Origin of the sequence: Rhizobium sp. H4 (assembly GCF_003013335.1) — a bacterium.
GTDB lineage: Bacteria > Pseudomonadota > Alphaproteobacteria > Rhizobiales > Rhizobiaceae > Rhizobium > Rhizobium sophoriradicis.
In genome coordinates this window covers 224,881-251,459 of record NZ_PSOW01000009.1, presented here as the reverse complement: position 1 = coordinate 251,459, position 26,579 = coordinate 224,881, and the positions used below count along the sequence as shown (strand labels likewise).

General features: G+C 61.6%; 16 protein-coding genes and 1 pseudogene. 11 read left to right on the top strand and 6 right to left on the bottom strand.

Annotated features, from left to right (window positions below; all coding sequences use genetic code 11):
• The first annotated feature begins 6 nt into the window (after window positions 1-6).
• The 5 genes from C4N04_RS16300 (at window position 7) to C4N04_RS16280 (ending at window position 8,134) form a co-directional block, all read left to right on the top strand.
• The gene (locus C4N04_RS16300; RefSeq protein ID WP_096763160.1) at window positions 7-1,074 is read left to right on the top strand and encodes an efflux RND transporter periplasmic adaptor subunit; all 1,068 of its coding nucleotides are present in this window, start codon (window positions 7-9) and stop codon (window positions 1,072-1,074) included.
• Window positions 1,071-2,156, top strand: coding sequence for an efflux RND transporter periplasmic adaptor subunit (locus C4N04_RS16295; RefSeq protein WP_096763161.1), 1,086 nt, complete (start codon window positions 1,071-1,073; stop codon window positions 2,154-2,156). The genes C4N04_RS16300 and C4N04_RS16295 overlap by 4 nt, the downstream gene beginning before the upstream one ends.
• The gene (locus C4N04_RS16290) at window positions 2,153-5,224 is read left to right on the top strand and encodes an efflux RND transporter permease subunit (RefSeq protein ID WP_077989105.1); all 3,072 of its coding nucleotides are present in this window, start codon (window positions 2,153-2,155) and stop codon (window positions 5,222-5,224) included. The genes C4N04_RS16295 and C4N04_RS16290 overlap by 4 nt, the downstream gene beginning before the upstream one ends.
• Window positions 5,225-5,384: 160 nt before the next feature.
• Window positions 5,385-6,539: an alpha/beta fold hydrolase gene (locus tag C4N04_RS16285; protein ID WP_077989166.1), complete on the top strand. Its 1,155-nt coding sequence runs from the start codon at window positions 5,385-5,387 to the stop codon at window positions 6,537-6,539.
• 143 nt (window positions 6,540-6,682) lie between these two features.
• The gene (locus C4N04_RS16280; protein WP_040141824.1) at window positions 6,683-8,134 is read left to right on the top strand and encodes an NCS1 family nucleobase:cation symporter-1; all 1,452 of its coding nucleotides are present in this window, start codon (window positions 6,683-6,685) and stop codon (window positions 8,132-8,134) included.
• Window positions 8,135-8,199: 65 nt separating this feature from the next.
• Here the strand turns inward: C4N04_RS16280 and C4N04_RS16275 are convergent, their stop codons facing one another.
• Window positions 8,200-10,083, bottom strand: coding sequence for a HAMP domain-containing methyl-accepting chemotaxis protein (locus C4N04_RS16275; protein WP_077989106.1), 1,884 nt, complete (start codon window positions 10,081-10,083; stop codon window positions 8,200-8,202).
• 201 nt (window positions 10,084-10,284) lie between these two features.
• On the opposite strand from C4N04_RS16275, the gene C4N04_RS16270 reads away from it, so the two are divergent.
• Together C4N04_RS16270 and C4N04_RS16265 are read left to right on the top strand one after the other, a co-directional pair.
• Entirely contained in the window at window positions 10,285-10,995 is a 711-nt protein-coding gene (locus tag C4N04_RS16270; RefSeq protein WP_106796521.1) for a DUF4272 domain-containing protein, read from the top strand.
• A 134-nt stretch (window positions 10,996-11,129) separates the two neighbouring features.
• Window positions 11,130-12,173 carry a magnesium and cobalt transport protein CorA gene (locus C4N04_RS16265; protein ID WP_106796520.1) on the top strand — a complete coding sequence of 348 codons (1,044 nt, stop codon included), beginning with the start codon at window positions 11,130-11,132 and terminating at the stop codon, window positions 12,171-12,173.
• A gap of 104 nt (window positions 12,174-12,277) precedes the next feature.
• Here C4N04_RS16265 and C4N04_RS16260 read toward each other — a convergent pair whose 3' ends face one another.
• From C4N04_RS16260 to C4N04_RS32175, 3 genes and pseudogenes are all read right to left on the bottom strand, one after another.
• Window positions 12,278-13,051, bottom strand: a complete 774-nt coding sequence (locus C4N04_RS16260; RefSeq protein ID WP_009994434.1) for an aminoglycoside phosphotransferase family protein — start codon at window positions 13,049-13,051, stop codon at window positions 12,278-12,280.
• Window position 13,052: 1 nt separating this feature from the next.
• Window positions 13,053-13,928 carry an MBL fold metallo-hydrolase gene (locus tag C4N04_RS16255; protein WP_077989109.1) on the bottom strand — a complete coding sequence of 292 codons (876 nt, stop codon included), beginning with the start codon at window positions 13,926-13,928 and terminating at the stop codon, window positions 13,053-13,055.
• Window positions 13,929-13,990: 62 nt separating this feature from the next.
• Window positions 13,991-14,316, bottom strand: a pseudogene (locus tag C4N04_RS32175) (hypothetical protein).
• 77 nt (window positions 14,317-14,393) lie between these two features.
• Here C4N04_RS32175 and C4N04_RS16245 point away from each other — a divergent pair.
• The 3 genes from C4N04_RS16245 to glgB are packed head-to-tail and all read left to right on the top strand — an operon-like array spanning window position 14,394 to window position 23,110.
• Window positions 14,394-17,621 (top strand): alpha-1,4-glucan--maltose-1-phosphate maltosyltransferase, encoded by a 3,228-nt coding sequence (locus C4N04_RS16245; RefSeq protein ID WP_106796519.1) that lies wholly within the window; start codon window positions 14,394-14,396, stop codon window positions 17,619-17,621.
• Window positions 17,622-20,903, top strand: coding sequence for a maltose alpha-D-glucosyltransferase (gene treS, locus C4N04_RS16240; RefSeq protein WP_106796518.1), 3,282 nt, complete (start codon window positions 17,622-17,624; stop codon window positions 20,901-20,903).
• Window positions 20,900-23,110, top strand: coding sequence for a 1,4-alpha-glucan branching protein GlgB (gene glgB, locus C4N04_RS16235; protein WP_106796517.1), 2,211 nt, complete (start codon window positions 20,900-20,902; stop codon window positions 23,108-23,110). The genes treS and glgB overlap by 4 nt, the downstream gene beginning before the upstream one ends.
• Window positions 23,111-23,116: 6 nt before the next feature.
• Here glgB and C4N04_RS16230 read toward each other — a convergent pair whose 3' ends face one another.
• Both C4N04_RS16230 and C4N04_RS16225 read right to left on the bottom strand, forming a co-directional pair.
• On the bottom strand, window positions 23,117-24,745 hold the full coding sequence (locus tag C4N04_RS16230) for a thiamine pyrophosphate-dependent enzyme (protein ID WP_106796551.1): 1,629 nt from the start codon (window positions 24,743-24,745) through the stop codon (window positions 23,117-23,119).
• Window positions 24,746-24,779: 34 nt separating this feature from the next.
• A complete protein-coding gene (locus C4N04_RS16225; protein ID WP_106796516.1) occupies window positions 24,780-25,958 on the bottom strand; it encodes an amino acid aminotransferase in 1,179 nt (392 codons plus the stop codon).
• Between the two features lie 150 nt (window positions 25,959-26,108).
• On the opposite strand from C4N04_RS16225, the gene C4N04_RS16220 reads away from it, so the two are divergent.
• Window positions 26,109-26,576: an Lrp/AsnC family transcriptional regulator gene (locus C4N04_RS16220; protein ID WP_009995216.1), complete on the top strand. Its 468-nt coding sequence runs from the start codon at window positions 26,109-26,111 to the stop codon at window positions 26,574-26,576.
• The last annotated feature ends 3 nt before the right edge of the window (window positions 26,577-26,579 follow it).

The window sequence follows — 26,579 nt, the reverse complement described above, 5'->3', positions numbered from 1 at the left end:
TCAATTATGAGAACCATTCTGATCGCGATCGTATGCGCCATCGGTCTCGGATCCTGCAGCGATGAGAGCGGGCCGGCTGAGCCGACCCCGCGGCAGGTCGGTGTCGTCGTCGCCAAGCCTGAGCCGCTGGTTCAGGGGGGCGCGATTACGGGAGAGGTGCGGGCGCGCGTCCAGACCGACCTGTCCTTCCGCGTCAGCGGCAAGATCATCGAACGGCTGGTCGAGGTCGGTCAGTCCGTAAAGGCGGGGCAGCTCCTCGCGCGCATTGATCCGGAACAGCAGAAGGCCGACCTGGATGTGGCGGCGGCCAATCTACAGTCGGCCGAGGCGCAGCAGACCCAGGCGCAGCTTGCATTCGACCGCCAGCAGAGCCTGTTTCGGACGCAGGTAACGACCCGCGCCGCGCTCGATCAGGCGCAGGAGGCGCTTCTGACGGCACAGGCATCGACGAAGTCGGCGCAGGCACTCTTCGAAACAGCTCAGGACACCTTGTCCTACACGGAGCTGAAAGCGGATGCCGACGGGGTGATCACCGCCCGCAATGCCGAGGTCGGACAGGTGGCGCAGGCCGCTCAGGTCGTCTTCACGCTTGCTCATGATGGCGATCGCGATGCCGTCTTCGAGGTGGTGGAAAGCGCGTTCTTGCGTCCGATCGAAGGCGACGGCACCGTAACTCTGTTGTCGGATCCGACCCAGAAGATCACGGCAAAGGTTCGCGAGATTTCGCCGACGATCGATTCCGCCACCGGCACCATCAAGGTCAAGGTGGCGATATCGAGCGATGCTCCCATTCCGCTGGGCGCTCCCGTCGTTGGACGATTCAATTACCTCCCACAGGACGTCATCCAGCTGCCCTGGTCGGCAATGACCTCGAAGGACGGCAAGCCGGCCGTCTGGATCATCGACCCCGCATCCTCCGTGGTTTCGGCCAGGACAATCGACGTCGCCGGCTACGAGACCGGCAGCTTCGTCGTGAAATCGGGCGTGTCGGCGGGAGATGTCGTGGTGACCGACGGCACCAAGTTCCTCAGGCCCGGCGAGATCGTGTCTTACGTCAAGGAAGCGTCCAAGTGAGTATTCGTCTAAAGATAGTCGCACTTATGCTGGGCACGGCCCTGGTGTCCTCCTGCGAGCCGAAGGCAGAAGAGAGGACGGACGCGCCTCGTCCGGTGCTGTCGACAACGGTCAGGCAGACGCCCGCCACGAGCCTCAGCCTGACCGGCACCATCGAACCGACGATTGAGACCGAACTCGGCTTTCGGATACTCGGGCGAATGATTGCCCGCAATGTCAATGTCGGCGATGTCGTCAAGAAGGGTGACGTCGTCGCCGCCATCGATCCGCTGGCGCTGGAGCTTGCCGTGCGCAGTGCCCAGTCCGATGTGGAAAACAGCGATGCCCAGCTTAGAAACGCGGTGACCACGGAGCAGCGGCAGCGCGCGCTGGTGGAATCACGCTCCGGCACGGAAGCCTCGCTCGAAGAGGCCGAGCAGGCAAGGCGGACGGCCGCGGCCGCCGTGGCCAAGGCGCAGGCCAATCTCGACAAGGCCAAGGAGCAACTGGGCTATGCACAGCTTCGGGCGGAATTCGATGGAGTTGTGACGGCGACTTCGGCCGAGGTAGGTCAGGTCGTATCGGCCGGCCAGACGGTGGTGACCATTGCCCGGCCGGACAAACGCGACGCCGTCGTCGACGTGCCGCAGGCAGCCGCGCAGAAACTGAAGATCGGCGCACCCTTCGAAGTGACGCTGCAACTCGATCCGACAATCCGCACCTCGGGGATCGTGCGTGAGATTGCGCCGGAGGCGGAGACCGCCACCCGCACGAGCAGGACCAAGATCGCGCTCACCGATCCACCTGAAGCCTTCAGGCTCGGCTCGGTCATCACCGCCTCTGCAACGATATCGGCGGAGCCCGAGATCGTGCTGCCTTCCTCGGCCATCCTTACCGGCAGCGACGGCCAGAGCGTCTGGATCGTCGACGTGCCCGGCAAGAAGGTGTCGCTGCGCCGCGTGAGGATCGCGGGCGAGGTCGTCGACGGCGGCACTGTCCGCGTCACCGAAGGGCTCGCACCCGGAGAACGGGTGGTCGTGGCCGGCGTGCATAAACTTCAAGATGGCCAGGCCATCAAGATCGACCAGGAGATCAGCCAGTGAAGTCCTTCAATCTTTCCGACTGGGCGCTCGAACACCGATCGCTCGTCTGGTACTTCATGATCGTTTTCATTCTCGCAGGCGCCTTCTCCTACCTGAACCTCGGCCGCGAGGAAGATCCGAACTTCACGATCAAGACGATGGTGATCACCGCTCAGTGGCCCGGCGCCTCCGCCGAGGAGGTGACGCGGCAAGTGACCGACAGGATCGAGAAGAAGCTGCAGGAACTTGAATCGCTCGACTATACCAAGAGCCAGACCGTCGCCGGTCAGACGACCGTCTTCGTCGAGCTTCTGCCAACGACCAAGGCGAGGGATGTCGCGCCGACCTGGCTGCGCATCCGCAACATGATCGCCGACATCAAGGGCGATTTTCCGAGCGGCGTCGTCGGTCCGTTCTTCAATGACCGTTTCGGCGATGTTTTCGGAAACATCTATGCCTTCACCAGCGACGGCCTGACCCAGCGGCAGCTTCGCGATCTTGTCGAAAACGCTCGCTCCGAGGTTCTGAAGGTGCCTGATGTCGGCAAGGTCGACGTGATCGGCGCGCAGGACGAGGCGATTTATCTCGAATTCTCCACCCGCCAGATCGCAGCGCTCGGAATCGACCAGCAGTCGGTCATCCAGACCCTGCAGGCCCAGAACGCCGTGACGCAGTCCGGCTTCGTCGATGCCGGGCCGGAGCGCATCGCCTTGCGGGTGAGCGGACAGTTCACATCCGAGGAAAGCCTGCGGTCGATCAACCTGCGCATCAACGACCGCTTCTTCCCGCTGACCGACGTCGCCACGATCACGCGCGGCTACGTCGATCCGCCATCGGCGCTGTTTCGCTTCAACGGTGAGCCGGCGATCGGCCTTGCCATCGGCATGAAGCAGGGCGCTAATCTTCTGGAATTCGGCGAGGGGCTCGATGCCGAGATGAAACAGGTCGTCGCCGATCTGCCGATCGGCGTCGATGTCCACCGTGTTTCCGACCAGCCGCATGTCGTCGACGAAGCTGTCTCAGGCTTTACTCGCGCGCTCTTCGAAGCGATCCTCATTGTACTCGTCATCAGCTTCATCAGCCTCGGTCTGCGCGCCGGCCTGGTGGTGGCGATTTCCATACCCCTCGTGCTCGCCATCACCTTCGTGGTGATGGAATATTCCGGCATCTCGCTGCAGCGCATCTCGCTCGGCGCACTCATCATCGCGCTCGGGCTGCTCGTCGACGACGCCATGATTGCCGTCGAGATGATGGTGGCCCGTCTGGAGGCGGGCGACGATCTGAAGAAAGCTGCCACATACGTCTATACCTCGACGGCTTTTCCGATGCTAACGGGAACGCTCGTCACCGTCGCCGGCTTCATACCTGTCGGTCTCAACAACAGCGCCGCCGGCGAATTCACCTTCACGCTTTTCGTCGTCATCGCGGTTTCTCTGGTTGTTTCCTGGATCGTGGCGGTGCTGTTCACGCCGCTTCTCGGCGTGACGATCCTGCCGAAGACCATGAAGTCGCATCACGAGAAGAAGGGGCGCTTCGCCGCCGTGTTCTCCTGGCTCCTGGGACTGGCGATGCGCTGGCGCTGGGTCACCATCGTGCTGACGGTCGGCGTCTTTGCCCTTTCGGTCGGCGGCATGGGGCTGGTGCAGCAGCAGTTCTTCCCGAACTCGGACAGAACCGAGCTCGTCATCGACTGGAATCTGCCGCACAACAGCTCGATTTCCGAGACCAACAGGCAGATGGCCAAGTTCGAAAAGGAGATGCTGGCCGGTAACAAGGATATCGATCACTGGACGACCTATGTCGGCCAGGGCGCGCCGCGCTTCATCCTCTCCTTCGACGTGCAGACGCCCGACGTGTCGTTCGGACAGACGGTGATCGTCACCAAGGGGCTTGAGGTGCGCGACAAGGTCCGGGCGGAGCTTCAGGACTACCTGACCAAGACCTTTCCCGGCACCGACGCATTCGTCAAGCTGCTCGACATCGGCCCGCCTGTGGGCAAGCCGGTTCAGTACCGTATCAGCGGCCCGGACATTCAGAAGGTGCGCGACATCTCACAGCAATTTGCCGGCGTTGTCGGTACCCACCCGCTTCTGTCGAACATGGTGCTGGATTGGAACGAACCCTCCCGCGTCGTGAAGGTCGATGTTCTGCAGGACAAGGCGCGTCAGCTCGGCGTCTCCTCCGAGGATATCGCAACCGCGCTTAACGGTATCGTCGAGGGTTCCACGGCAACGCAGATCCGCGATGACATCTACCTGGTCAACGTCGTTGGCCGGGCCAGGGCATCCGAGCGGGACTCCATCCAGACGCTTGAGAATCTGCAGCTCTCGACCTCCAACGGCAAGGTCGTGCCTCTCTCGGCGGTTGCGAATTTCCGCTACGAACTCGAGCAGCCGACGATCTGGCGTCGCGACCGGCAACCCACCATCACCCTCAAGGCGGCGGTGATCGGTTCGACGCAGCCGGCGACGATCGTCGACCAGCTGAAGCCCAAGGTGGAAGAGTTCCAGAAGAACCTTCCCGTGGGATACAAGGTGGAAGTGGGCGGCGCGGTCGAATCGAGCGCCGAAGCTCAGGGACCGATCGCCGCTGTGGCGCCGCTGATGCTGTTTACGATGGCGACGATCCTGATGATCCAGTTGCAGAGCTTCAGCCGCCTGTTCCTGGTGTTTGCGGTCGCGCCGACGGCGCTGATCGGCGTGGTTGCGGCACTGCTGCTAAGCAACGCGCCGATGGGCTTCGTCGCGATCCTCGGCATTTTGGCGCTGATCGGCATCCTGATCCGCAACTCGGTCATCCTGGTCGTGCAGATCGAGCATCTGCGCGCCGAAGGGGTCGCGGCGTGGCAGGCGGTGATCGAGGCGACCGAACACCGGATGCGGCCGATCATGCTGACGGCGGCGGCCGCTACCCTCGCCCTGATCCCGATCTCGCGCGAGATCTTCTGGGGGCCGATGGCCTACGCCATGATGGGCGGCATCGTCATCGGAACCGCGCTCACCCTGCTGTTCCTGCCGGCGCTCTACGTCGCCTGGTTCAGGATCCCGAGGGATGAAGGCGTTCGGGCCGATGCCGCGGCGGAAGCATGAGGACAGGCTTTGACAGCCACCTCATGCCGCCGCGGCTTGCAACACGGACCGAACGCAAGGCGTGGGTGGCGCAAGCAAAGCCATCCCACGCGGGAGCAGGGTGTGGGACCTCGACATGAGCGCACTGAAACGCGTCTTCGGCATAGAAGGGGAGGGGGCGATAGTGAAACGGCGTTTGAAATTGCTACCGAAAGCAGGCCCAGTGATCCTTGCGGCGATCGCGCTCACCATGCTTTCGGGTTGCGCCACAAGGCCGTCGCCGAATGTTCTTAAGCCGGTTCATCTGAATGAGGCGCTTCATTCCGAAGTCACCTCCGAACGGGTGAGCGTCCTGGCTGCGACCAACCGGAGCGCTGATGCCATCCTAGGCGGGTTCGGGAGCGCATGGTCCGAGACCCTTACCTATGAACAGTACGAATTTTCAGTTCCTCCCGGCCGGAAGGGCACGGTGATTAGCTATCCGACGTCAAGGCCTGATCCCGAACGGCAATTTGCCGTCACCGGGCGCAAGCAGCTTCCAAAGGATGCCTTCGTGCAGGAGGCAATCCGCTCCGTGCAATCCGACGGCACCATCGGCATCTTCGTGCACGGCTACAATTACAGTTATCAGGAAGCGCTGTTTCGCACCGCGCAGATCGCTGCGGACGCGAAAATTCCGGGTGCCCCGATCCTGTTTTCCTGGCCGTCGGCCGCAGCCGTCGCCGGATATGTCGCCGACCGCGACGCAGCGCTTTCCTCGCGTAGCGAACTCGGTTCGCTCGTCACCTCGCTCTCTGCTTCCGGCAAGGTGAAACGCATCATCCTGTTCGGACACAGCATGGGCGGGTTCCTGGTCATGGAAACCGTGCGGCAGCTCAAGCTGCAGCATCGCGACGATGTCATCAGCAAGCTGGCGGTGGTGCTCGCCGCCCCCGATATCGACGTCGACGTCTTCCGCTCGCAGCTTGCGGATATCGGGCGAATGCCGATCCCGATCTCACTTCTTGTTTCGAAGGACGACCGGGCGCTGGTTGCTTCGAGCTTCATTGCGGGAGAGAGGCCGCGGGTTGGACGCCTCGATATCGACGATCCCGTCATCGGGGAGGAAGCCTTGCGGGAAAGGCTTCGGGTCATCGACATCACGTCGATCCAGGCGTCGGACGGGCTGGGGCACGACCGCTACGCGTCGCTCGCCAAGTACGGCGCGCAGCTTGCCTCCTTCGAAAGCGGCAAGCGTGCATCCGCCGGCGATGTCGGCGCCTATGTCTTCGATGCGGCCGGCGCTGCCGTCGCAAGCCCGTTTCGCCTGGCCGGACGTTTCGTCGGCGCGCACTGACTGGCCCGGGCGCGCTCCGGAGGATCTGTACAATGCGGCCATCAGCATTGTGTACAATGTGACTATTAAATTGTCAGATGCCTAAATGAAGCGCAGACTTCCCCCCGTGGTCGAGTCGCCACAGGGGATATGGGAGGGCATTCATGAGCATTCGAGATCCGTCTCCCTCGTTGTATAACGAGGACCTTGCACCCGCCGCGGAGCGCAAATGGGGTGCATTCAGCATCTTCAACGTCTGGACGTCTGATGTCCACAGCCTGTGGGGCTATTACCTGGCGGCGAGCCTGTTCCTGCTGTGCGGCAGCTTCGTCAATTTCGTCATCGCCATCGGCATCGGCTCTCTGGTCATCTTCTTCCTGATGAGCCTGGTCGGCAATGCCGGCGTGCGCACCGGCGTACCCTTTCCGGTTCTGGCGCGAGCGTCCTTCGGCACCTTCGGCGCCAACGTTCCGGCACTCGTCCGTGCGGTGGTTGCCTGCTTCTGGTACGGGGCGCAGACGGCCGCGGCGTCCGGTGCGATCGTTGCCTTGCTGATCCGCAACGAGAGCCTGCTCGCCTTTCACCAGAACAGCCACATGCTTGGACATTCGACGCTGGAGCTCATTTGCTACGTCATCGTCTGGGCGCTGCAACTGCTGATCATCCAACGTGGCATGGAAACGGTCCGCAAGTTCCAGGATTGGGCCGGCCCTGCCGTCTGGATCATGATGCTGATCCTCGCGGTTTATCTGGTCGCCAAATCAGGCACCTTTTCCTTCGGTTCGGAGATCCCGCGCGACGTGCTGATCGAAAAGACCAAGGATGCCGGCGTGCCGGGCGAGCCCGGCTCGTTTGCGGCGCTTGCCGCTGTCGCCGCCACCTGGATCACCTATTTCGCTGCGCTCTACCTGAATTTCTGCGATTTCTCGCGTTACGCAACGAGCGAAAAGGCGCTGCGCAAGGGTAACCTCTGGGGCCTGCCGATCAATCTTCTGGCCTTCTGCCTCGTCGCAGGCGTCACGACCACAGCCGCCTTCACTGTCTACGGCGAGGTGCTGTTGCATCCGGAAATGATCTCGGCGAAATTTGATAGCTGGTTCCTGGCGCTGCTTGCCGCTTTGACCTTCGCAGTCGCCACGCTCGGCATCAACGTCGTGGCGAACTTCGTGTCGCCGGCCTTCGATTTCGCCAATGTCTTCCCGCGCCAGATCAACTTCAAACGCGGGGGATATATCGCCGCCCTGATCGCTCTCGTGCTTTATCCGTTTGCTCCCTGGGAAACGGGTGCGGCACATTTCGTCAACTTCATCGGTTCGACGATGGGTCCGATCTTCGGCATCATGATGGTCGACTATTATCTCATCCGGAAGAGCCAGCTGAACGTTGAAGCGCTCTACCGCGAGAATGGCGAGTTCCGCTTCCAGAACGGCTGGCACGGCAATGCCTTCATCGCATTCGCGGTCGGCGCGCTGTTCTCCTCGATCTTGCCGACCTTCACCTCGATCCTGCCAGATTGGTGGGGCACCTATGGCTGGTTCTTCGGCGTCGCCATCGGCGGAGCGATCTATTTCGTGCTGAGGATGGGCGCGCGGCGCAATCCGGCCTTCGCCGCATGACCAAATAAAAGGCGCCGGGCAAATGGCCGGGCGCCTTTTACCTCGGATTTCCTGCAGACGTTCGTTCAGCGGCGTGCGGCAACCGCATGGATGGCAGGGCGGCCGGCGGGTTGGGCCATGGATCTCGCCGTCGCGCGAAGGGTGGTGGATTGGCCGGAGGCCGTATCGTCTAGCCTGAACTGGGCGACAAGCTCGCGAAGCTTCTGGGCTTCCTGCGCAAGCGAGTCCGATGCCGCCGTCGACTGCTGCACCATCGTCGCGTTCTGTTGGGTGGTCTGATCCATCTGGTTGACCGCGACGTTGACTTCGCTGAGGCCGATCGACTGTTCTTTCGCAGACGTGGCAATCGAATCCATGTGCTGGTTGATCTGAGTGATGAAGCCGCCGATGGTCTTCAAAGCCTGACCGGTATCGCGCACCAGCTTCACGCCGCTCTCCACCTCTTTCGAGGAATTCTGGATCAGGCCCTTGATTTCCTTGGCAGCACTCGCGGAGCGCTGCGCGAGTTCGCGCACTTCCTGGGCGACGACGGCAAAGCCCTTGCCCGCTTCGCCGGCTCTCGCCGCTTCCACGCCGGCATTCAGGGCCAGAAGGTTGGTCTGGAATGCGATTTCGTCGATGACGCTGATAATGTTGGAAATCTGCTGCGACGAGGTCTCGATGCGTTCCATCGCTTCCTCTGCATGGGAGACGACTTCTGCGGAGATCCCGGCGCTGCGATTTGCTTCTGTGGCGACCGTGCGCGTCTCCTCGGTCCGCTTGCTGGAATTCGACACGTTGGCGGTGATCTGTTCCAGCGCGGCGGCCGTCTCCTCGAGCGAGGCTGCCTGCTGCTCCGTGCGCTTGGAAAGATCGCTGGCGCCGGAAGAAATTTCTCGCGTGCCTTCGTCGATCGTGCCGATGCTTTCGGAAATTGCTCTCAGCGTCGCGCCGAGCTGTGCTACCGACTGGTTGAAGTCGTGGCGCAGCGCCTCGAAATCGGGAGCGAAGGCCTCGTTGAGCTGGAAGGCGAGGTCGCCCGCGGCGAGCCGCTTCAAACCGGCGGCAAGACCCGAGGTGGCAATGCGCAGCCGCTCCGAAGCGTCTTCTTCCGCCTGCTTTTGGGCGGCAACGCGATCGGCCTCCGCCTTGTTACGGTTTTCTTCGGCGTCCAGCGCCAGCCGCTTGTTCGTAATCGCCGCTTGGCGGAAGATCTCTACTGCCGCAGCCATCGAGCCGACCTCATCGGCGCGGTCGGCAAAGGGAATTTCCGAGCCGGTGTCCCCCTCGGCTAGGCGCCGCATCGAGACGGTGATGCCGGCGATCGGGTTGGCGATGCTCTTCAGCACGAAGGCGACGGCGCCGAGAACGAGCAATCCCGCAAGTCCGATCGCGGCAAGAAGGTAGAATTCTATCGAGGCGAAGGTTTCCTTACTGAGTTCGGCAGCCTTGTTGCTGCCGCTGACATCAAGCTCGACCAGGCTCGACGTCGCTTCCTTGAGCTTGTCCGAATAGGAGCGCATCTCGCCGCCCAGATATTGCCCGGCTTCTTCGGTCTTGTTGGCGCGGGAAAGGGCGAGCAGCTGCGAACTGCTGGCGATGTAGCCCCCGACGCTCTCCTTGATCGTCTTGATCAGCTCGCGCTCATGGTCGGATGACGCCAGCTGAAGATAAGCGTCCACCGATTTGCCGACCGTATCCTCGGCGACATTGATGGCCTCTTCGCGTGTCTTCTTTTCCGCATCCGTCTGCGCGATGATGTGATCACGATAGGCGAGGCGCAAATTCGACATGGCGAGATTGATCGCCTGCGAAGCCTGCACGCTCGGCAGCCAATGGTTTGCAATTTCCTCGGTGGAGCCGTTCGTGTTTCGGAGACCATCGACCGCAAGATAGGCGACGAGACCGAAAAGAAGAGCTATGCCGCTGAAAATCAACAGCAAACTCGATTTAATGTTTGGACGACGCATTAAAAGTCCCCATCGAACGGTCCCGGCGTCATACCGGCTTGATGAGATCTCTTTGTAACGAAAAGAATTTAACGATGTGTTCCGAGAGGTAACAAGGCCGTTTACCAGTTTTCCGGAAACTTGCCGCGCCTTGCGTGTTCATGATCCCGCTCAGACAGGAAAATGCCTATCCATAATCGTCAGCGATGACAGGAGCCAGTCATGATGAAGCGCATATTTTCAGTCCTTCTTGCATTGACCCTTCCGGTGCAGACAGCCGTTTCTCAAACCCCTGACGAGGCGCAGGCCCGCAAAGCCCGGTCTATCGCCCAGCTTCAGTCCGAAGGCGTGCCGACCATCGATCATCTGCCGGCCGTCGAAACGGAGAGCGGCAGCACCCGGCGCGATAGGAAGGTTGTCGTTCAGCGCGCCATCGCGCTTGTAATCGTTGCCGTCAAAGGTGAGACCGGCGACCACGCCATGGGCCAGACGCTCATCCGGCAGTTCGACGCGGCACAATTTTTTACTCCGAAGGAACGGGCATTCATGGACGATCCCAACCCATCGGAGCAGGACCGGGTGAATTTCGCTTGGCGCTACGAGGGCGTCCACGTCATGTTATGGGCGCTCGGGATTGCGCCGGAGCTCGAACGTCCCGACCATATTTGCGATGTTCCGTTCATCGCAAACACGCTCAGGGAGCTGGGGACGGATGGGCTGATGCGCCGCGCCAGGCTGCGCCCGCAGAAGGAGCTGCTCGACGCTGCCGACCTGATCTACCGCTATGATTGGGCTGTCGTGAACGCCCGGCTGAAGGGAGAGGAACCGCCCGCCGGATTGGACAAGGGCGTCGTTTACGAACGCCACTACGCCTTCAACTGGCTGATCGGCTACATGGATCAGGACTGGGACGATATCTCGACGGACACATGATGCCGTCCTGCGCCTGCGCGGCTTCCACCAAGGCGGATGCATGTTTAGTGAAATAGCATTATGATCGCCGCGATGCGGATCGGCGAGGAGGCTGGGATAGCGGTGCTATTCCTGGAAATGGAGGACGGCAGGATTTGGAACGGTTGAAGGATCCAGACAGTGTTTCGTCGCAGGCCGGCAACGGCTCTGACTCGCCGCGGCATGAGCGGCGGGGCGTGGTGGCTGCCGCCGTATACCAGCACGGGCAGCGCATTCGCGACATCAGAATAGAAGAAGCCGGCGAATGGCGCAGCCGGGAGAACGCCATCGTCTGGATCGGCCTGCATGAGCCGGACGAAGTGCTGCTGCACCAGGTGCAGGCCGAGTTCAATCTCCATCCGCTGGCGATCGAGGATGCGGCGCAGCCCCATCAGCGCCCGAAGCTGGAGATTTACGGGGACGCGATGTTCATCGTCGCCCGCACCGCCCATATGAAGGATGGCGAGATCATCTTCGGCGAAACGCATCTGTTCGTCGGCCGCGGCTATGTCGTTTCCGTTCGCCATGGAGAGTCCTCTTCCTATCTGGCAGTCAGGCAGCGATGCGAGGCGACGCCTGCCGCGCTTGCCCATGGCGAGAACTACATCCTTTATTCCATCCTCGATTTCATCGTCGACAACTACATGCCCGTCATCGAGGTCGTGCAGGAGGAGGTCGAGAAACTCGAAGATCTGGTGCTGCGCGAACAGCTGGGAAAGTCCGACATCGAACGGCTGTACCTCTTGCGTCGCAAGCTCTTGCGGCTGCGCAACGCCGTGGTGCCGCTGGTGGATGTCTGCCGGCGATACGAGCACATCGACCTTCCCGGCATGGATCCGACGCTGCAGTCGCTGTTTCGCGATGTGACGGATCACGTGCGTCGGGTCCAGGAGGATATCGACGCGTTGCGTGAGGTCCTCGCCTTCGCCTTCGAGGCGAGCGTGATGATCGGCCAGACGGAGCAGACGGCGATTGCCCGCAAACTCGCCGCCTGGGTGGCGATCCTCGCCGTCCCCACGGCGATCGCCGGCATTTACGGGATGAATTTCGACGATATGCCGGAACTGAAGTTCCAATACGGCTATTTCGTCGTGCTCGGCGTCATCGGTGTCCTTTGCCTCAGCCTTTTCACCTTCTTCCGCAGGCGGAAGTGGCTTTAAAGCATGTCGCGCAAAAGTGTGCAGCGGTTTTGCGGCAACGACATGCGAGAAGATAAAGAGCTAAAGCACAACGAGCGAATCTGAAAAATCGCGACACGCTTTAGTCAGGACAGCGCTTTCAAAAGCCGATCCCGGTTCATGCCGACATAACCGATGTCGTTCAGATAGAGGCGTGCGTCTCCCGCCGAGACATCCTCGGCGAAGGCTTCGTCTCCGGCAGCCGCACTTGCCAGCATGAAGTCGACGAGAGCTTGAAGCCGCCTGCAGATCATCTCCGGAAGCAGGCGCCGTTCTTCCGCCGTCGCTCCATAGGCGGTGCAGAAGATTTCCGCCCGCCGCAACTGCTCGTCGAGACTGAATGCAACAGCCGGATTGGCGGGATCGGAGAGAGGCGCCCAGCGATAGACCGCATAGGCGAGATCCCACAGGCGCGGAGCGGGGTGGGCGGTGTCGAAGTCGATGATCCCGACAGCCTCGTGATCTACGGTGGCGACGTTATAAGGCGCAAAGTCAGCGTGGCAGACGATCTCCCGCGGCTCCTGCGGCGGCAGCATCCATGCTTTGATCTCGCCATCCGCTTCCAGAAAACCTTCAGAGGCCGAATGAAACCCGCGCAGAAGCCTCGCTGCCGATATCAGCATGCTCTCCGATCCGACAAAGGGATCGCTGAGGTCTTCGCAGACGCGCCCGGTGACGTAGCTGACGACTTCGTCGCCTTCGGCTGATATCGCGATGGGCTCCGGCGCTGCCCGGAAGCCTCTATTCCTGAGATGGCGCAAAAACCGATGCACCGTCGGCGTCCATGCGCCTGATGGTCTGATCACGCTATCGCCGTCGCGCCAGATCTGCCCGGTCCGTCCGCCCTCCAACTGTTTCACGTCATGGCCTCCCCTCGCCATGAGCCTCAATCGTGGCGCCCAGATTTGTCTCATGGCAGCTCCGGTAGAACGCCAAAGTCGCCGAGGGCATGTCCTGGGGAATGGCGACGAAGTCTTCCAGCCTGAACCCACTTGCGCTGCCGAGTTCCGGGTCCGCGAGCCGGCTCCCGCTCAAACGACCGACGCGATCGGCCAAAGTTTCGAAATAGGCCAGGTTTTCAGCGACCGTCGAAGGGGAGGACGTCCTGCCATGTGCAGGGATGACCAGCCTCGCATCAAGGTCACGGATACGCTCGAGCGAGGAGCGGATCAGGCGAAGATCATCTGCACTTCTGCTCCAGACCTCAGGAATGGGATATTCCACTGCGTCGACGGCGAGGCAGATGCGCAATTCGGGAATCCAGACGGCGATATGGTCGGGCGTGTGTCCCGGAGTATGGATGAGTTCGAGCGTCAGATCGCCGCCGTTCAGAACCATCGAGCCGGAGAAAGTGATGTCGGGGCCGATGATCTCCACATCGCGAAACCGCGATTCCTCGCTCGCCTTATCAGTCAGGACCTGCCGTGTCGCTGGGTCGCGCAGGCGGTCGAGGGCTGCGGCATGCGCGATGATGGGAGCACGCCCTGCAATGGCGGCATTTCCCCAGAAATGATCCCAATCCATATGCGAATTGACAACGACCAGTGGGCGCGCCTCGGGTCTTTGCTCAAGCAGATCCAGCGCTCTCCGGCACAGCTCGGGCGTGCCGAGCGTATCGATCATGACATTGAACCTTTTGGTCCTGACAAACACAGCATCCACTTCGTCTCCCGCCCGGACGATCACAATCCGCTCGTCGAGTCCGGGATAGGAGCTTAGTTCCACCTGTGGGTTCACGTCTGGTCGCCTTTGTAAAATCGCGAGAATTCGATTGATATCACAAATGTTACCTGCTTCCTCTACGGACGGGCAGGCTTCCGCTCCACCGCCACATGCACATCCCACCGCCTCATCATGCCATTCGGCACGGCGGCTGCGCATATCACGATTTCGCTGGGTGGAGCGACCAAGGCTTTTCGGGGTCCATTGCGTCCGCAGCGAGGACCAGCACTTTCGCATTAGGTTCCAACAAATCCCACTGCTCTTTGGCGTTTTCCTGCGAGATAAAGCGTCTGGCCTCCTCGCGGATTTCGAAGAGGCCGTGCTTGTCTGATGTCGAGCGATCGGTGTCGATGCTCCAGGAAGCGAGACATAGCACGCAAGCCGACTGCGATGTCCCATGCAGCCGTAAATTGACGGGTCGCGTGGAACAACCTCCGCCAAAGGAAGTTTGCCTGAAAAGCAAACTCGAGGCGGCGGCCGATGTTGTTATCTGCGAAGCAGGGTGCGGTGAGCACCCCACCCAGGATCTATTATGTCAATCCGCTACTTCTCCAGGGTATCGATGCATGGCGCGAGGTTTTCGACCATGCGGCCGATACGGGTTTCGACCATGTGCTGACGGCTCCCCTTTTCGACCGGGGCAAGCAATGCAGCGTCTTTTCCTCGCAAGACTTTGATCGCCTAGATCCTGAGCTGCAGCTCGGAAGCGCAGTCGCGGATGGAGTATCGCGGCTGGCGGAGGCTGCCGGCAAGAGTGGCGTCGGCTTGATGATGGATCTGATGCTCGATGGGAAGGCGCGTGACCCGCAAGCAGGTTTTCGTCCCGTTGATCCCCGGCGCTCGCCGCTCGATCCGGCGGAGCCAATGACCATGATGGGAGCGGAGCGGCAGTCGCAGCTTCTGGCGGAATGGACCGAACGGCTGCGGCGTCTGTCCGGCGCCGGTCCTTCCGGCTATCGGGTTCTCGGGATCGACCGGGCGGCGCCGGCCTTTTTCAAATCGCTGATCGCGGGTGTGCGCGAGAGGGCGGAAGCGCAATTCTTCGCCTGGACGCCCGGCACCGACTTTGCGGTGAGAAGCGCCATTGCCGGTGCGGGTTTCGATGGGTGTTTTTCATCGATGGCCTGGTGGGATCTCGACGAGAGGTGGTTCGTCGAGGAGCATCGTATCCAAGAGCCGCTCGGCTGGCAGGTTGCCTTTCCCGAGCCGCCCTTCGCCAGGCGTATTGCGCATGGAACCGAGAGCCGTGAAATTCTCGAGCGGCGCGCCGTCCGAGCGCTGCGGCTTGCCGCCTCGCTCGGCGGCGGCCTCATGATTCCCATGGGTTTCGAATATGGTGCGGCGACACCGCTTGATCCGACCCATGGCGATGGCTCGGGCCTGCGCAGGCTGCGTCATGATCTCGCCTTTGATATCTCATCCGAGATCCGGCTCGCCAACAGCGGGATCGGCAAGGCCGGCCAGGCGCGGGCTCCCTCGCTTCGCTTGATCCGCAATGCCAATGGGCCGGTTTCGGTGCTTGTTCAATCCGAGGCGCAGGATCTTCGCAGCGCGTCAGATGTGCGCTTCATCCTGCTCAACCGGGACCTCAGGCGAAGCGCGCCTGCGCCGGTGACGGCGCTTCGCGAGGCCGCCTCCGGTTTTCTTCCCGTCACTGCCGATGGCGCGACCCTTCGCCTGCGGGCAGGGGAGACCCGGGTGATAGAAGGCAAGGCGCCGGAGCCGATCACATCGAGGCCGGCCTTCGACGTCGAGCAGGCGACGGCGTCGCCGCGGCTTGCCATTGAAAACATCATGCCGCGGGTCGATGACGGGCGGTTTCCCGTCAAACGCATCGTCGGTGAGAGCGTCACCGTCGAGGCCGATATATTTGCCGACGGTCACGATCCGCTCGCAGCTGTCCTGCTCTGGCGGCCGCATGACGCCATGGCGGAGTGGAACGAGACGCCGATGCAACTGGTCGAGAACGACCGCTGGCGGGCCGAATTCCTGCTGGAGCGCATGGGCCGCTACGAATTCGCGGTCGAGGCTTGGAGGAACCCGTTCGCGGTCTTCCGTTACGAGCTGACCAAGAAGAACGATGCGAGACTGGACCTGAAGCTGGAGCTCCAGGAGGGGCTGAACCTCGTTCGCGCCGCGCAGGCGCAAGCGCCGGCAGCGCTCGGCGCCGACTTGCAGGCTCTGATCGACAGTCTCGAAAACGCGTCCGATCGCGAGCGCACGACGATCCTGCTCGCTCCCGAGACATCCGAGCTGATGAACAGGGCCGACAGGCGGCCGTTCCGGCTTCGCTCAACGGCAAGCGCTGTCGATGCGGAACGTAAGGAAGCGGCCTTCGCCAGCTGGTACCAGATCTTCCCGCGTTCGCAGAGCGGCGATCCCAACCGGCACGGCACCTTCGACGATGTTATTCCGAGACTGCCTGACATCCGCGGCATGGGCTTCGACGTGCTCTACTTCCCGCCCATTCACCCGATCGGCTCGACCAACCGCAAGGGGCGCAACAACAGCCTGAAGGCCGCACCCGGCGATCCCGGAAGCCCCTATGCCATCGGCTCGGAAGAGGGCGGCCACGACGCCATCCATCCCGAGCTCGGCGATTTCGAGGATTTCGGCCGGCTGGTCGAGGAGGCGAGCCGGCACGGGCTGGAGATTGCGCTGGACCTCGCCATCCAGGCCTCGCCGGATCATCCCTGGTTGACGGAGCATCCCGGGTGGTTCGACTGGCGCCCCGACGGCACGATCAAATATGCCGAGAACCCACCGAAGAAATACGAGGATATCGTCAATGTCGATTTCTACACGAAAGACGCCTTGCCTTCCCTATGGGTGGAGCTGAGGGATATCGTCCAGCTCTGGGTCGACCAGGGCGTCAAGCTGTTTCGTGTCGACAATCCGCACACCAAGCCCTTTCCGTTCTGGGAATGGCTGATCGGCGATATCAGGGCGCGCCATCCCGATGTCGTCTTCCTGTCGGAAGCCTTCACCAAGCCGAAGGTGATGTACCGGCTGGCGAAGATCGGCTTCTCCCAGTCCTATACCTATTTCACCTGGCGCAACGCCAAGTGGGAGCTTGAGCAATATATGCGCGAGCTGACCGAGACGGCGCCGAAGGAATTCTTCCGGCCGCACTTCTTCGTCAACACCCACGACATCAACCCGGATTTTCTGCAGAACGCGCCGCGCCCGGCCTTCCTGATCCGCGCCGCACTCGCCGCTACTCTTTCCGGATTGTGGGGCGTCTACAACGGTTTCGAACTTTGCGAGGGGCGCCCCGACGCCAAGCGCAAGGAATATGCCGACAGCGAGAAATACGAAATCCGCGCCTGGGACTACGACCGGCCGGGCAACATCATTGCCGAAATCAGGATGCTCAACCGCATCCGCAACGAAAACATCGCGCTGCATTCGCATCTCGGGCTGACGCTGCTGAACGCCTGGAACGACAATATCCTGTTTTTCGAAAAGGCGAGCCGCGCGCGCGACAATGTTTTGCTGATCGCGATCAGCCTCGACCCCCATAATTTCCAGCAAAGCGACGTGGAGCTGCCGCTCTGGAAATGGTCACTCGGGGACAGCGGCGCGCTCGACGTCGAGGATCTGGTCGGCGGGCATCGTTTCAGGTGGAACGGCAAACGGCAGACTATCAGTCTCAATCCTCAGATTCTGCCCTTTGCGATCTGGCGCGTTCGCGCAGCGGAGGCATGAATGGACACGATGAACCCCGGCAACACCGAGCCGCTGCTCTGGTACAAGGATGCGATCATCTACCAGCTGCATATCAAGTCGTTCTACGACGCCAATGGTGATGGCGTCGGCGATTTTGCCGGTCTGCACGCCAAGCTCGATCATATCGCTGCGCTCGGCGTCAACGCCATCTGGCTGCTGCCCTTCTTTCCCTCGCCGCGCCGCGACGACGGCTATGACATCGCCGATTACGGCAATGTCAGCTCCGACTATGGGACACTGGAGGATTTCCGGGCCTTCGTCGACGCCGCCCACCAGCGCAATATCCGCGTCATCATCGAGCTCGTCATCAACCACACCTCCGACCAGCATCCCTGGTTCCAGCGCGCCCGCCAGGCTCCGGCGGGTTCACCCGAGCGGGATTTCTATGTCTGGTCGGATACCGATCAGAAATTTCCGGAAACGCGCATCATCTTCATCGACACCGAAAAATCGAATTGGACATGGGATGCGGTTGCCGGCGCCTATTACTGGCACCGCTTCTATTCCCACCAGCCGGACCTCAACTTCGACAGCCCGCTTGTCATGGAGGAACTGCTGAAGGTGATGCGCTTCTGGCTGGAGACCGGCATCGACGGTTTTCGTCTTGACGCCATCCCCTATCTCGTCGAGCGTGAGGGGACGATCAACGAAAACCTGCCGGAAACCCACGGGATCCTCAAGCGCATCCGCGCCGCCCTCGATGCTACGCATCCCGGCGTGATGCTGCTTGCCGAAGCCAACCAGTGGCCGGAGGACACACGCGAATATTTCGGCGACGGCGACGAATGCCACATGGCTTTCCACTTCCCGCTGATGCCGCGCATGTATATGGCGATCGCCAAGGAGGATCGGTTCCCGATCACCGATATCCTGCGCCAGACGCCTGAGATTCCGGAGAATTGCCAGTGGGCGATCTTCCTGCGCAATCACGACGAACTGACACTCGAAATGGTGACGGATGCGGAGCGCGACTATCTCTGGGAAACCTATGCCTCCGATAAGCGGGCCCGCATCAATCTCGGCATCAGGCGGCGCCTGGCGCCGCTGATGGAGCGCGACCGCCGCCGCATCGAGCTGATGAACGCGCTTCTTCTGTCGATGCCGGGGACGCCTGTCATCTATTACGGCGACGAGATCGGCATGGGCGACAATATCTATCTCGGTGACCGGGACGGGGTGCGGACGCCGATGCAATGGTCACCGGACCGCAACGGCGGCTTCTCCCGCACCGATCCGGCGCGCCTCGTCCTGCCGCTGATCGCCGATCCGCTTTACGGCTTCGAGGCGGTCAACGTCGAGGCGCAGAGCACGGATGCGCATTCGCTGCTCAACTGGACGCGCAAGATGCTGTCGCTGCGCGGCCGGCATCCCGCCTTCGGGCGCGGTTCGCTACGCTTCCTCTCGCCCGAGAACCGCAAGATCCTCGCTTACCTCAGGGAATATGACGGCGAGACGCTGATGTGTGTCGCAAACCTCTCGCGGCTGCCCCAGGCGGTCGAGCTCGACCTTTCGGCCTTCGAAGGCCGCGTGCCGATCGAGCTGACCGGCATGTCGCCCTTTCCGCCGATCGGGCAGTTGACCTATCTCCTGACCTTGCCCCCCTACGGCTTCTTCTGGTTTCAGCTGGAGGCCGATGCCGATCCGCCGGCTTGGCGTACCGCGCCGCCCGAGCAGCTACCTGATTTCATGACGATGGTCCTGCGCCGCGGGCTGCTCGATCTCGTTGACGAACCTGCGCATGCCCGTGTCTTGAGCAGCGAAATTCTGCCGGCCTATCTCAAAAGACGGCGCTGGTTCGGAGCCAAGGATCAGCCGCTTCAGGCGGCGAGGCTGATCTCCGCAACGCCGATACCCTTCGCCGATGGGGTCGTTCTCGGCGAATTGGAAGCGGTGCTGCCGGATCATACCGAATCCTACCAGTTGCCGCTGACCGTCGCCTGGGACGATGCGCAGCCATCGGCGCTGACTCAGCAGCTTGCGCTCGGGCGTGTCCGGCAGGGCAGGCGGGTCGGATTCCTGACGGATGGATTTGCCGTGGAGCGGATGGCGCGCGGCATCCTGCGCGGGCTTGCCGACCGCTCGCGTACTACCGGGCGCACCGGCACCCTGGAATTCCTCGGCACGGAAAGGCTCGACCGCCTTCAGATCACCGATGACATGCCGGTCCACTGGCTTTCGGCCGAACAATCCAACAGTTCGCTCATCGTCGGCGACATTGCGATGATCAAACTGATCCGGCACATTTTCCCCGGCATCCATCCCGAGGTGGAGATGACGCGGTTTTTGACCCGCGCCGGCTACGATCACACCGCGCCGCTGCTCGGCGAAGTCGCGCACACGGATTCCAGCGGGCGCCGCTCGACCCTGATCATTGTCCAGGGTGCTATCCGCAACCAGGGCGACGCGTGGAACTGGATGCTGAACAATCTGCGGCGCGCAGCCGACGAACTCGTGCTGGCCGATCCGGCGGTCGAGCCCGGCGACGATGTCTTCCGGCCGCTGATCAGCTTCGTCGCCATGGTCGGCATGAGATTGGGCGAATTGCATGTGGTGCTCGCCGGCGAGAACGCGGATGCCGCGTTCAGCCCTGTTGTTGCCGGCGACGATGAGGTGGAGGCGATCAAGAAGGCCGTGGCGGGCGAGGTCGCTTTTGCCATGTCAAAGCTTGCCGAACGCGAGGAGAATGCCGATCCCGCGGTGGATCTGTTCGCCGCTCCGCTTCTCGAGCGCCGCTCCGAACTCGTCGAGCTTGGCGCGAGCCTTGCCGAAAGCGCCCGCGGCACGCTGATGACGCGGACGCATGGCGATTTCCATCTCGGCCAGATCCTGGTCAGCGAAGGCGATGCCGTCATCATCGACTTCGAAGGCGAGCCCGCGAAAAATCTCGCCGAGCGCCGGGCCAAGACGGTTCCCCTGCGCGATGTCGCCGGGCTTTTGCGCTCGCTCAGCTATCTCGTCGCCACCGCCCAGCTCGATAATGACGCGGTGACAGAACATGAGAACGAGGTCCGCCGCGATGCCATTGCCCGTTTCGGACGCAATGCCGAGGCGGCCTTCCTCGAGGCCTATTGGCAGGCCGTCTCCGCCTCGAAGGAGCTTGCCATGCCGGCCGAACAACGCAGGCGGGTGCTGGATGCCTTTCTTCTGGAAAAGGCCGCCTATGAAATCGCCTATGAAGCCCGCAACAGGCCGAAGTGGCTGCCGATCCCGCTCGCCGGCCTTACCGAAATCGTATCGCGCTTAGCGGGGGTCAATGCATGAATGTTGAACGCTCGGAACTTCTCGCAGGCATCGGGCACGACGCGCTCTGGGCCCTGATCGAAGGGCGCCATGGCGATCCCTTCTCGATCCTCGGCCCGCACGAGAGCGGCGGCATGATGGTCGTGCGCGTCTATCTGCCCGGAGCAGAGGCGGTCGATCTCATCGAAGCATCAAGCGGCAGGGTGGTGACGCCTTTCAGCATCGCTCACCCGTCCGGCCTGTTTGCGGCTGCCACGGCTTCGAGAATGGGATACAGGCTGCGGATCCAATGGCCGGATGGTGAGCAGCTCACCGAGGATCCCTATAGCTTCGGTCTTCTGCTGGGAGAGCTCGATCTTCATCTGATATCCGAAGGCACCCATTATAGTCTGAGCCGGACGCTCGGCGCGGTGGCAATGTCGGTCGACGGCGTCGCGGGCGTTCGTTTCGCCGTCTGGGCGCCGAATGCCCGCCGGGTCTCCGTCGTCGGCGATTTCAATGCCTGGGACGGCCGGCGAAACCCGATGCGGTTGAGGCAATCGGCCGGGGTATGGGAGCTATTCGTTCCCCGGCTGGCCCCCGGCGAAAGATATAAATTCGAGATCGTCGACGCGCATGGCAATTGCCTGCCGCAGAAGGCCGATCCGGTGGCACGGGCAAGCGAGGCCGCCCCATCTACCGCCTCGATCGTTGCGTCGTCGACGCCGTTCCGATGGACCGATGACGGTTGGATGAAAGGCCGCGACCGGCAAGCGAGGCTCGAAGGCGCGATCTCCGTATACGAGGTGCACGCCGGCTCCTGGCTTCGCGACCGGCAGGACGGCAACAGCTATCTCGATTGGGCCGAGCTCAGCCAGCGGCTTGTTCCCTATGTCCGCGACATGGGGTTTACCCATATCGAATTGCTGCCGATCATGGAGCATCCGTTCGGCGGCTCGTGGGGCTACCAGCCGCTCGGCCTATTCGCGCCGACTGGCCGCCACGGGACGCCGGAGGATTTCGCCTATTTCGTCGATCGCTGTCACGGCGCCGGCATTGGTGTCATCCTCGATTGGGTGCCGGCCCATTTTCCCACGGATGTCTGGGGCCTTGCCCGTTTCGACGGCAGCGCGCTCTACGAGCACGAGGATCCCCGCGAAGGGTTTCACCGCGACTGGAACACGCTGATCTACAATCTCGGCCGCAACGAGGTGAAAGGCTTCCTGATCGCCAGCGCGCTCGAATGGCTCGAGCGCTACCACGTCGACGGATTGCGCGTCGATGCCGTCGCCTCGATGCTTTATCGCGACTATAGCCGCAACGAGGGCGAATGGATTCCCAACCGGTATGGCGGGCGCGAGAACCTGGAGGCGGTGGAGTTCTTCAAGCACCTCAACAGTATCATTCACGAGCGTTGCCCGCACGCCATGACCATCGCCGAGGAATCGACGGCCTGGCCGGGTGTGACCAAACCGCCGGAGGAGGGCGGGCTCGGATTCGATATCAAATGGAACATGGGCTGGATGCACGACAGCCTGAGTTATATTGAGAAGGATCCCGTCTACCGGAGCTATCACCACGGCACGATGACCTTCGGCATGATCTATGCCTATTCCGAGCGTTTCATGCTGCCGATATCCCATGACGAGGTGGTCTACGGGAAAGGCTCGCTGCTGACGAAGATGCCGGGAGACGAATGGCAGAAATTCGCCAATCTGCGTAGTTATCTCGCCTTCATGTGGGGCCATCCCGGCAAGAAGCTGTTGTTCATGGGAAGTGAAGTCGCCCAGCCGGGCGAATGGAACCACGACGCTTCGGTGAGCTGGGAGGTGCTGGACCGGCCGGCGCATGTCGGCATTCAGCGTTTGGTCAAGGATCTGAACGCCATTTACGGTGACGAGCCGGCATTGCAGTTCGGCGATTTTCATCCCGAGGGCTTCGAATGGGCGACAGCCGATGACGCCGTCAATTCCGTTCTCGGCATGCTCCGTTATGCCAAGGACCGCTCCTCATCCGTGCTTGTCCTATCGAATTTCACGCCGGTGCCGCGTTACGGCTACAGGATCGGCGTTCCGCAGGACGGCCTGTGGATCGAGCGGATCACGACGGATGCGCGGGAATATGGCGGCTCCGGCCTTGTCAACGGTGCACTCTCGACCGAACCCATCCCCGCCCACGGACGACCGGTCTCTCTGTCGCTGACGCTGCCGCCGCTGGCGACGATCTTCCTCACGGGACCGTCGCCGTGATCGGGTTCACTCGACGTGGGGAGCCGGATGAATGAATGGCCAGGGGCTTGCTTCAGATCCTTTGTCGACGGGAACTTCTATGAGAACCGGTTCATCGAGGGATAGGGCTTTTTCGATCACGATTCTCAATTCGCTGGGGCTCGTCACCCTGTATGACCGGACACCGAAGCTCTTCCCAAGGGCGACAAAATCCGGATTGGTGAGATCGGACCCAAGGTAGCGGCCACTATAGGCCTGTTTCTGGTCGCGCAGCACGTTGCCATAGGCCGAATTGTTGAAGATGATGGCGATGACGGCGATCTTGTGCTGGACGGCGGTGGCAAGTTCCTGCACCCCGAACATGAAGCCGCCGTCGCCGGAAATCGAAATGACGGCTTTGTCAGGATTGGCTATCTTCACGCCCAGCGCAGTGTTGAAGCCGAAGCCGAGATTGTCCTGATAGCCGCATGTCACATATTGGCGAGGACCGTAGACCGGGAACGCAAAGCGGGCGGTAAAGCCCATCTGGCTGACTTCCTCGACGAAGAAGCCGTCTCTTGGAAGAACCTCGCGAATGGCATCGAGATAGGCGAGCTGCGGCTGCACGCCTGAGAAACGAGATCTGGCTTCTTTATTAAGTTCGGCGAACTCGCTGGTGCGATCCTCGTGACGGCAACCTGCCAGCGCATCGATCAGCGCCTGCGTTCCGGCCTCGGCATCCGCGACGATGCCCACCTCGGGCTTGAGACGAACCATTTCGGTCGGATCGATATCGATGCGGATGATCTTGAGGCCCTTGGGAAGCCACTTCCATCGCATGAACTGCAATTCGAGCCGGCTGCCGATGCCGATCAGAACGTCGACCTTCTTCCAATATTCGTAGGCGGCGACGAAATTCAGATAGTGCGGGTGGTCGTCGGCGACGATGCCCTTGCCGGAGCGATGCGAGGTAACCGGCGCCTGCAGCAGTTCCGCAAGAGCGGCAATCTCGGCCCCGGCATCTGCCGCACCGCCACCGACCATGATCATCGGATTCCTGGCGCCTGATATCAGTGCCACTGCGGCAGCGACCTGATCGGCGTTGACGGCCGGATGAGGCGCGCTGGCGCCAACGGGGAGATTGACTTCGGGACCGGATTGTCCAAACACATCCCAAGGCGCTTCGATTGCCCCCGGACCCTGCCGGCCGGAGAGCATCTTGCAAACGACCCCTGATAAAACGGGGCCGGCTTCGGACTGGTGATTGATGCGCTCCGCCACTTTGGCAATTCCGCGCATTGTCGCGAGCTGATCCGGCAGCTCGTGCAGCTGGCCTCTGCCCCGGCCGATCAGGTGGGACATGATGTTGCCGGTAATGCAAAGCACCGGGGCATTGGCGCCGTAAGCGGTGCACAGCGCCGCGCCGGAATTGAGGACGCCTGGGCCAGGGACAACGGTATAGGCGCCAATCCGGCCGGTGGATTTGGCATAGCCGTAGGCCATGTAGCCGGCGCCCTGTTCATGCCGGGTATGGATGAAGCGAAGCTTGTCGCCGGCGCCGTAAAGGGCATCGTTGAAGTCATACATGTGGGCGCCCGGAATGCCGAAGACCGTGTCGACCCCATGGGCGACAAGCGAACGGGCGATCGCCTGGCCGGTCGTTTCTTTCCTGTTCATCTGGAAATCCAATGACTTGGGTTCGGTTATGCCACTATTGCTTCAAGCAACCTTCGGCTCGAAGTGCGGCAACGATGGCGCCGGCGTCGGCCGGCTGCATACCGGCAAGATTCATCCGCCCGGAATCGGCCATGTAGATGCCATGCCTGGCTCGGAGGACCGCCGCGATATCCTTCGACATCGCGAGATTGGAGAACAGACCACGCTGCCGGCGGATGAAAGCGAGATCGGGTGCTGCGTCGGCGAGTGAAGCCCGATTGCCGTTGACGCGCTCGCACATCGCATCGAGCTCGGCGCGCCACATTGCCGACATCTCGGCATTTTCGAGGATGGTCCTAACGATCGCCGCACCATGATCGGGCGGCATCGACCAGTTGACGCGGGCGAGGGCGGCCATATTGCTTTCAGCCTTTCCAAGCTCATCGCTGTTGCGGGCAATGACATAGAGCGCGCCGACGCGCTCGCGATAGAGACCGAAATTCTTGTCGCAGGAATAGGCGATCAGCGCCTCGTCGACGGCTTCGAGGATCATGCGTGTCGGCGCTGCATCCTGTTCGAGCCCGTCGCCGAGCCCCTGATAGGCAAGATCGATGAACGGTACCAGCCTGTGCGCGACGAGGAGCTCGGCAATCCGCCGCCACTCTTCCATGGTGAAATCGATGCCGGTCGGGTTGTGGCAGCAGCCGTGAAGAAGCACGACATCGCCTGGGTTGGCGGAAGATAAAGCCTCGCTCATGCTTTCGAATTTCACCTGCTGCGAGGTGAGGTCGACGAAGGGATATTCCCTTACGGCCAGCCGCGCCGAACCGAAAATCGGGGCGTGGTTGGGCCAGCTCGGCGTGCCCAGCAAAACCTTCGCCGATGGCTTTGCCGTCTGGATGAGTTCCGCGCCGAGACGCAGCGCGCCGCTGCCGCCCGGCGTCTGAATGCCGACAAGACGCTGCTCGGAGGCCGGCGATTGCCCGAAAATGATCGGCTGCAGCAGACGGACGAATTGCAGATCGCCTTCCGGACCGAGATATTTCTTGCTGTCCTGCGTCTCCAGAAGAAATTGCTCCGCCGCCTTCACGGCCCGCATGACCGGCGTGCGGCCCATCGCGTCGCGATAGACGCCGACGCCGAGGTCAATCTTTCTGCTCCGCTCGTCGGCCTGAAAGGCTTTGATGAGGGCAAGCAGGCTGTCGGCCGGCCGGCTATTCAGTTCTTCAAACACAGGTACACCTCCGTTTTATCCTTTGGTTGGAGATTAATTGAAGTTCCACGGCGAAACTCTGCGATTGTCTGCCTGTTTCAGTGTGTCGGTGCAGACATTCTGCGTAGAATGGCTATACTATGCCGAAATTCCTCTCATCTCGGGTGAGTCATGCTTGATCAGTTCGATATCAAATTGCTCGCGGCGCTTCAGCAAAACAGCGAGATGACGCAGGGCGAGCTGTCGCAGAAGGTCAACCTGTCCGCCACCCAATGCGCACGCCGCTTGGAACGGCTGCGCAAGGAGCAATATATCCAGAGCGTCGTGGCCATTCTCAACCCCGCGAAACTGGGTTTCAGCGTCGTCGCCCATACGCTCGTCAGCCTCAGAGCGCATACCGAAGGTGGAAACGAGCGGCTCCATCGCTTCATCGAGACTGCGCCGGAGATCTTGGAGTGCTATTCGCAGACGGGGGACGCCGATTTTCTGATGAAAGTCATGACGCGAGATCTCGACCATCTCAGCCAATTTCTCGAAAGGATGATCCGGGTCACCGACAATCTGGCCTCGGTCAAGTCGAGCATCGTCCTGAAAACGATCAAAAAAACAACGGCTCTGCCGCTGCAGATCGTGACGTGACAG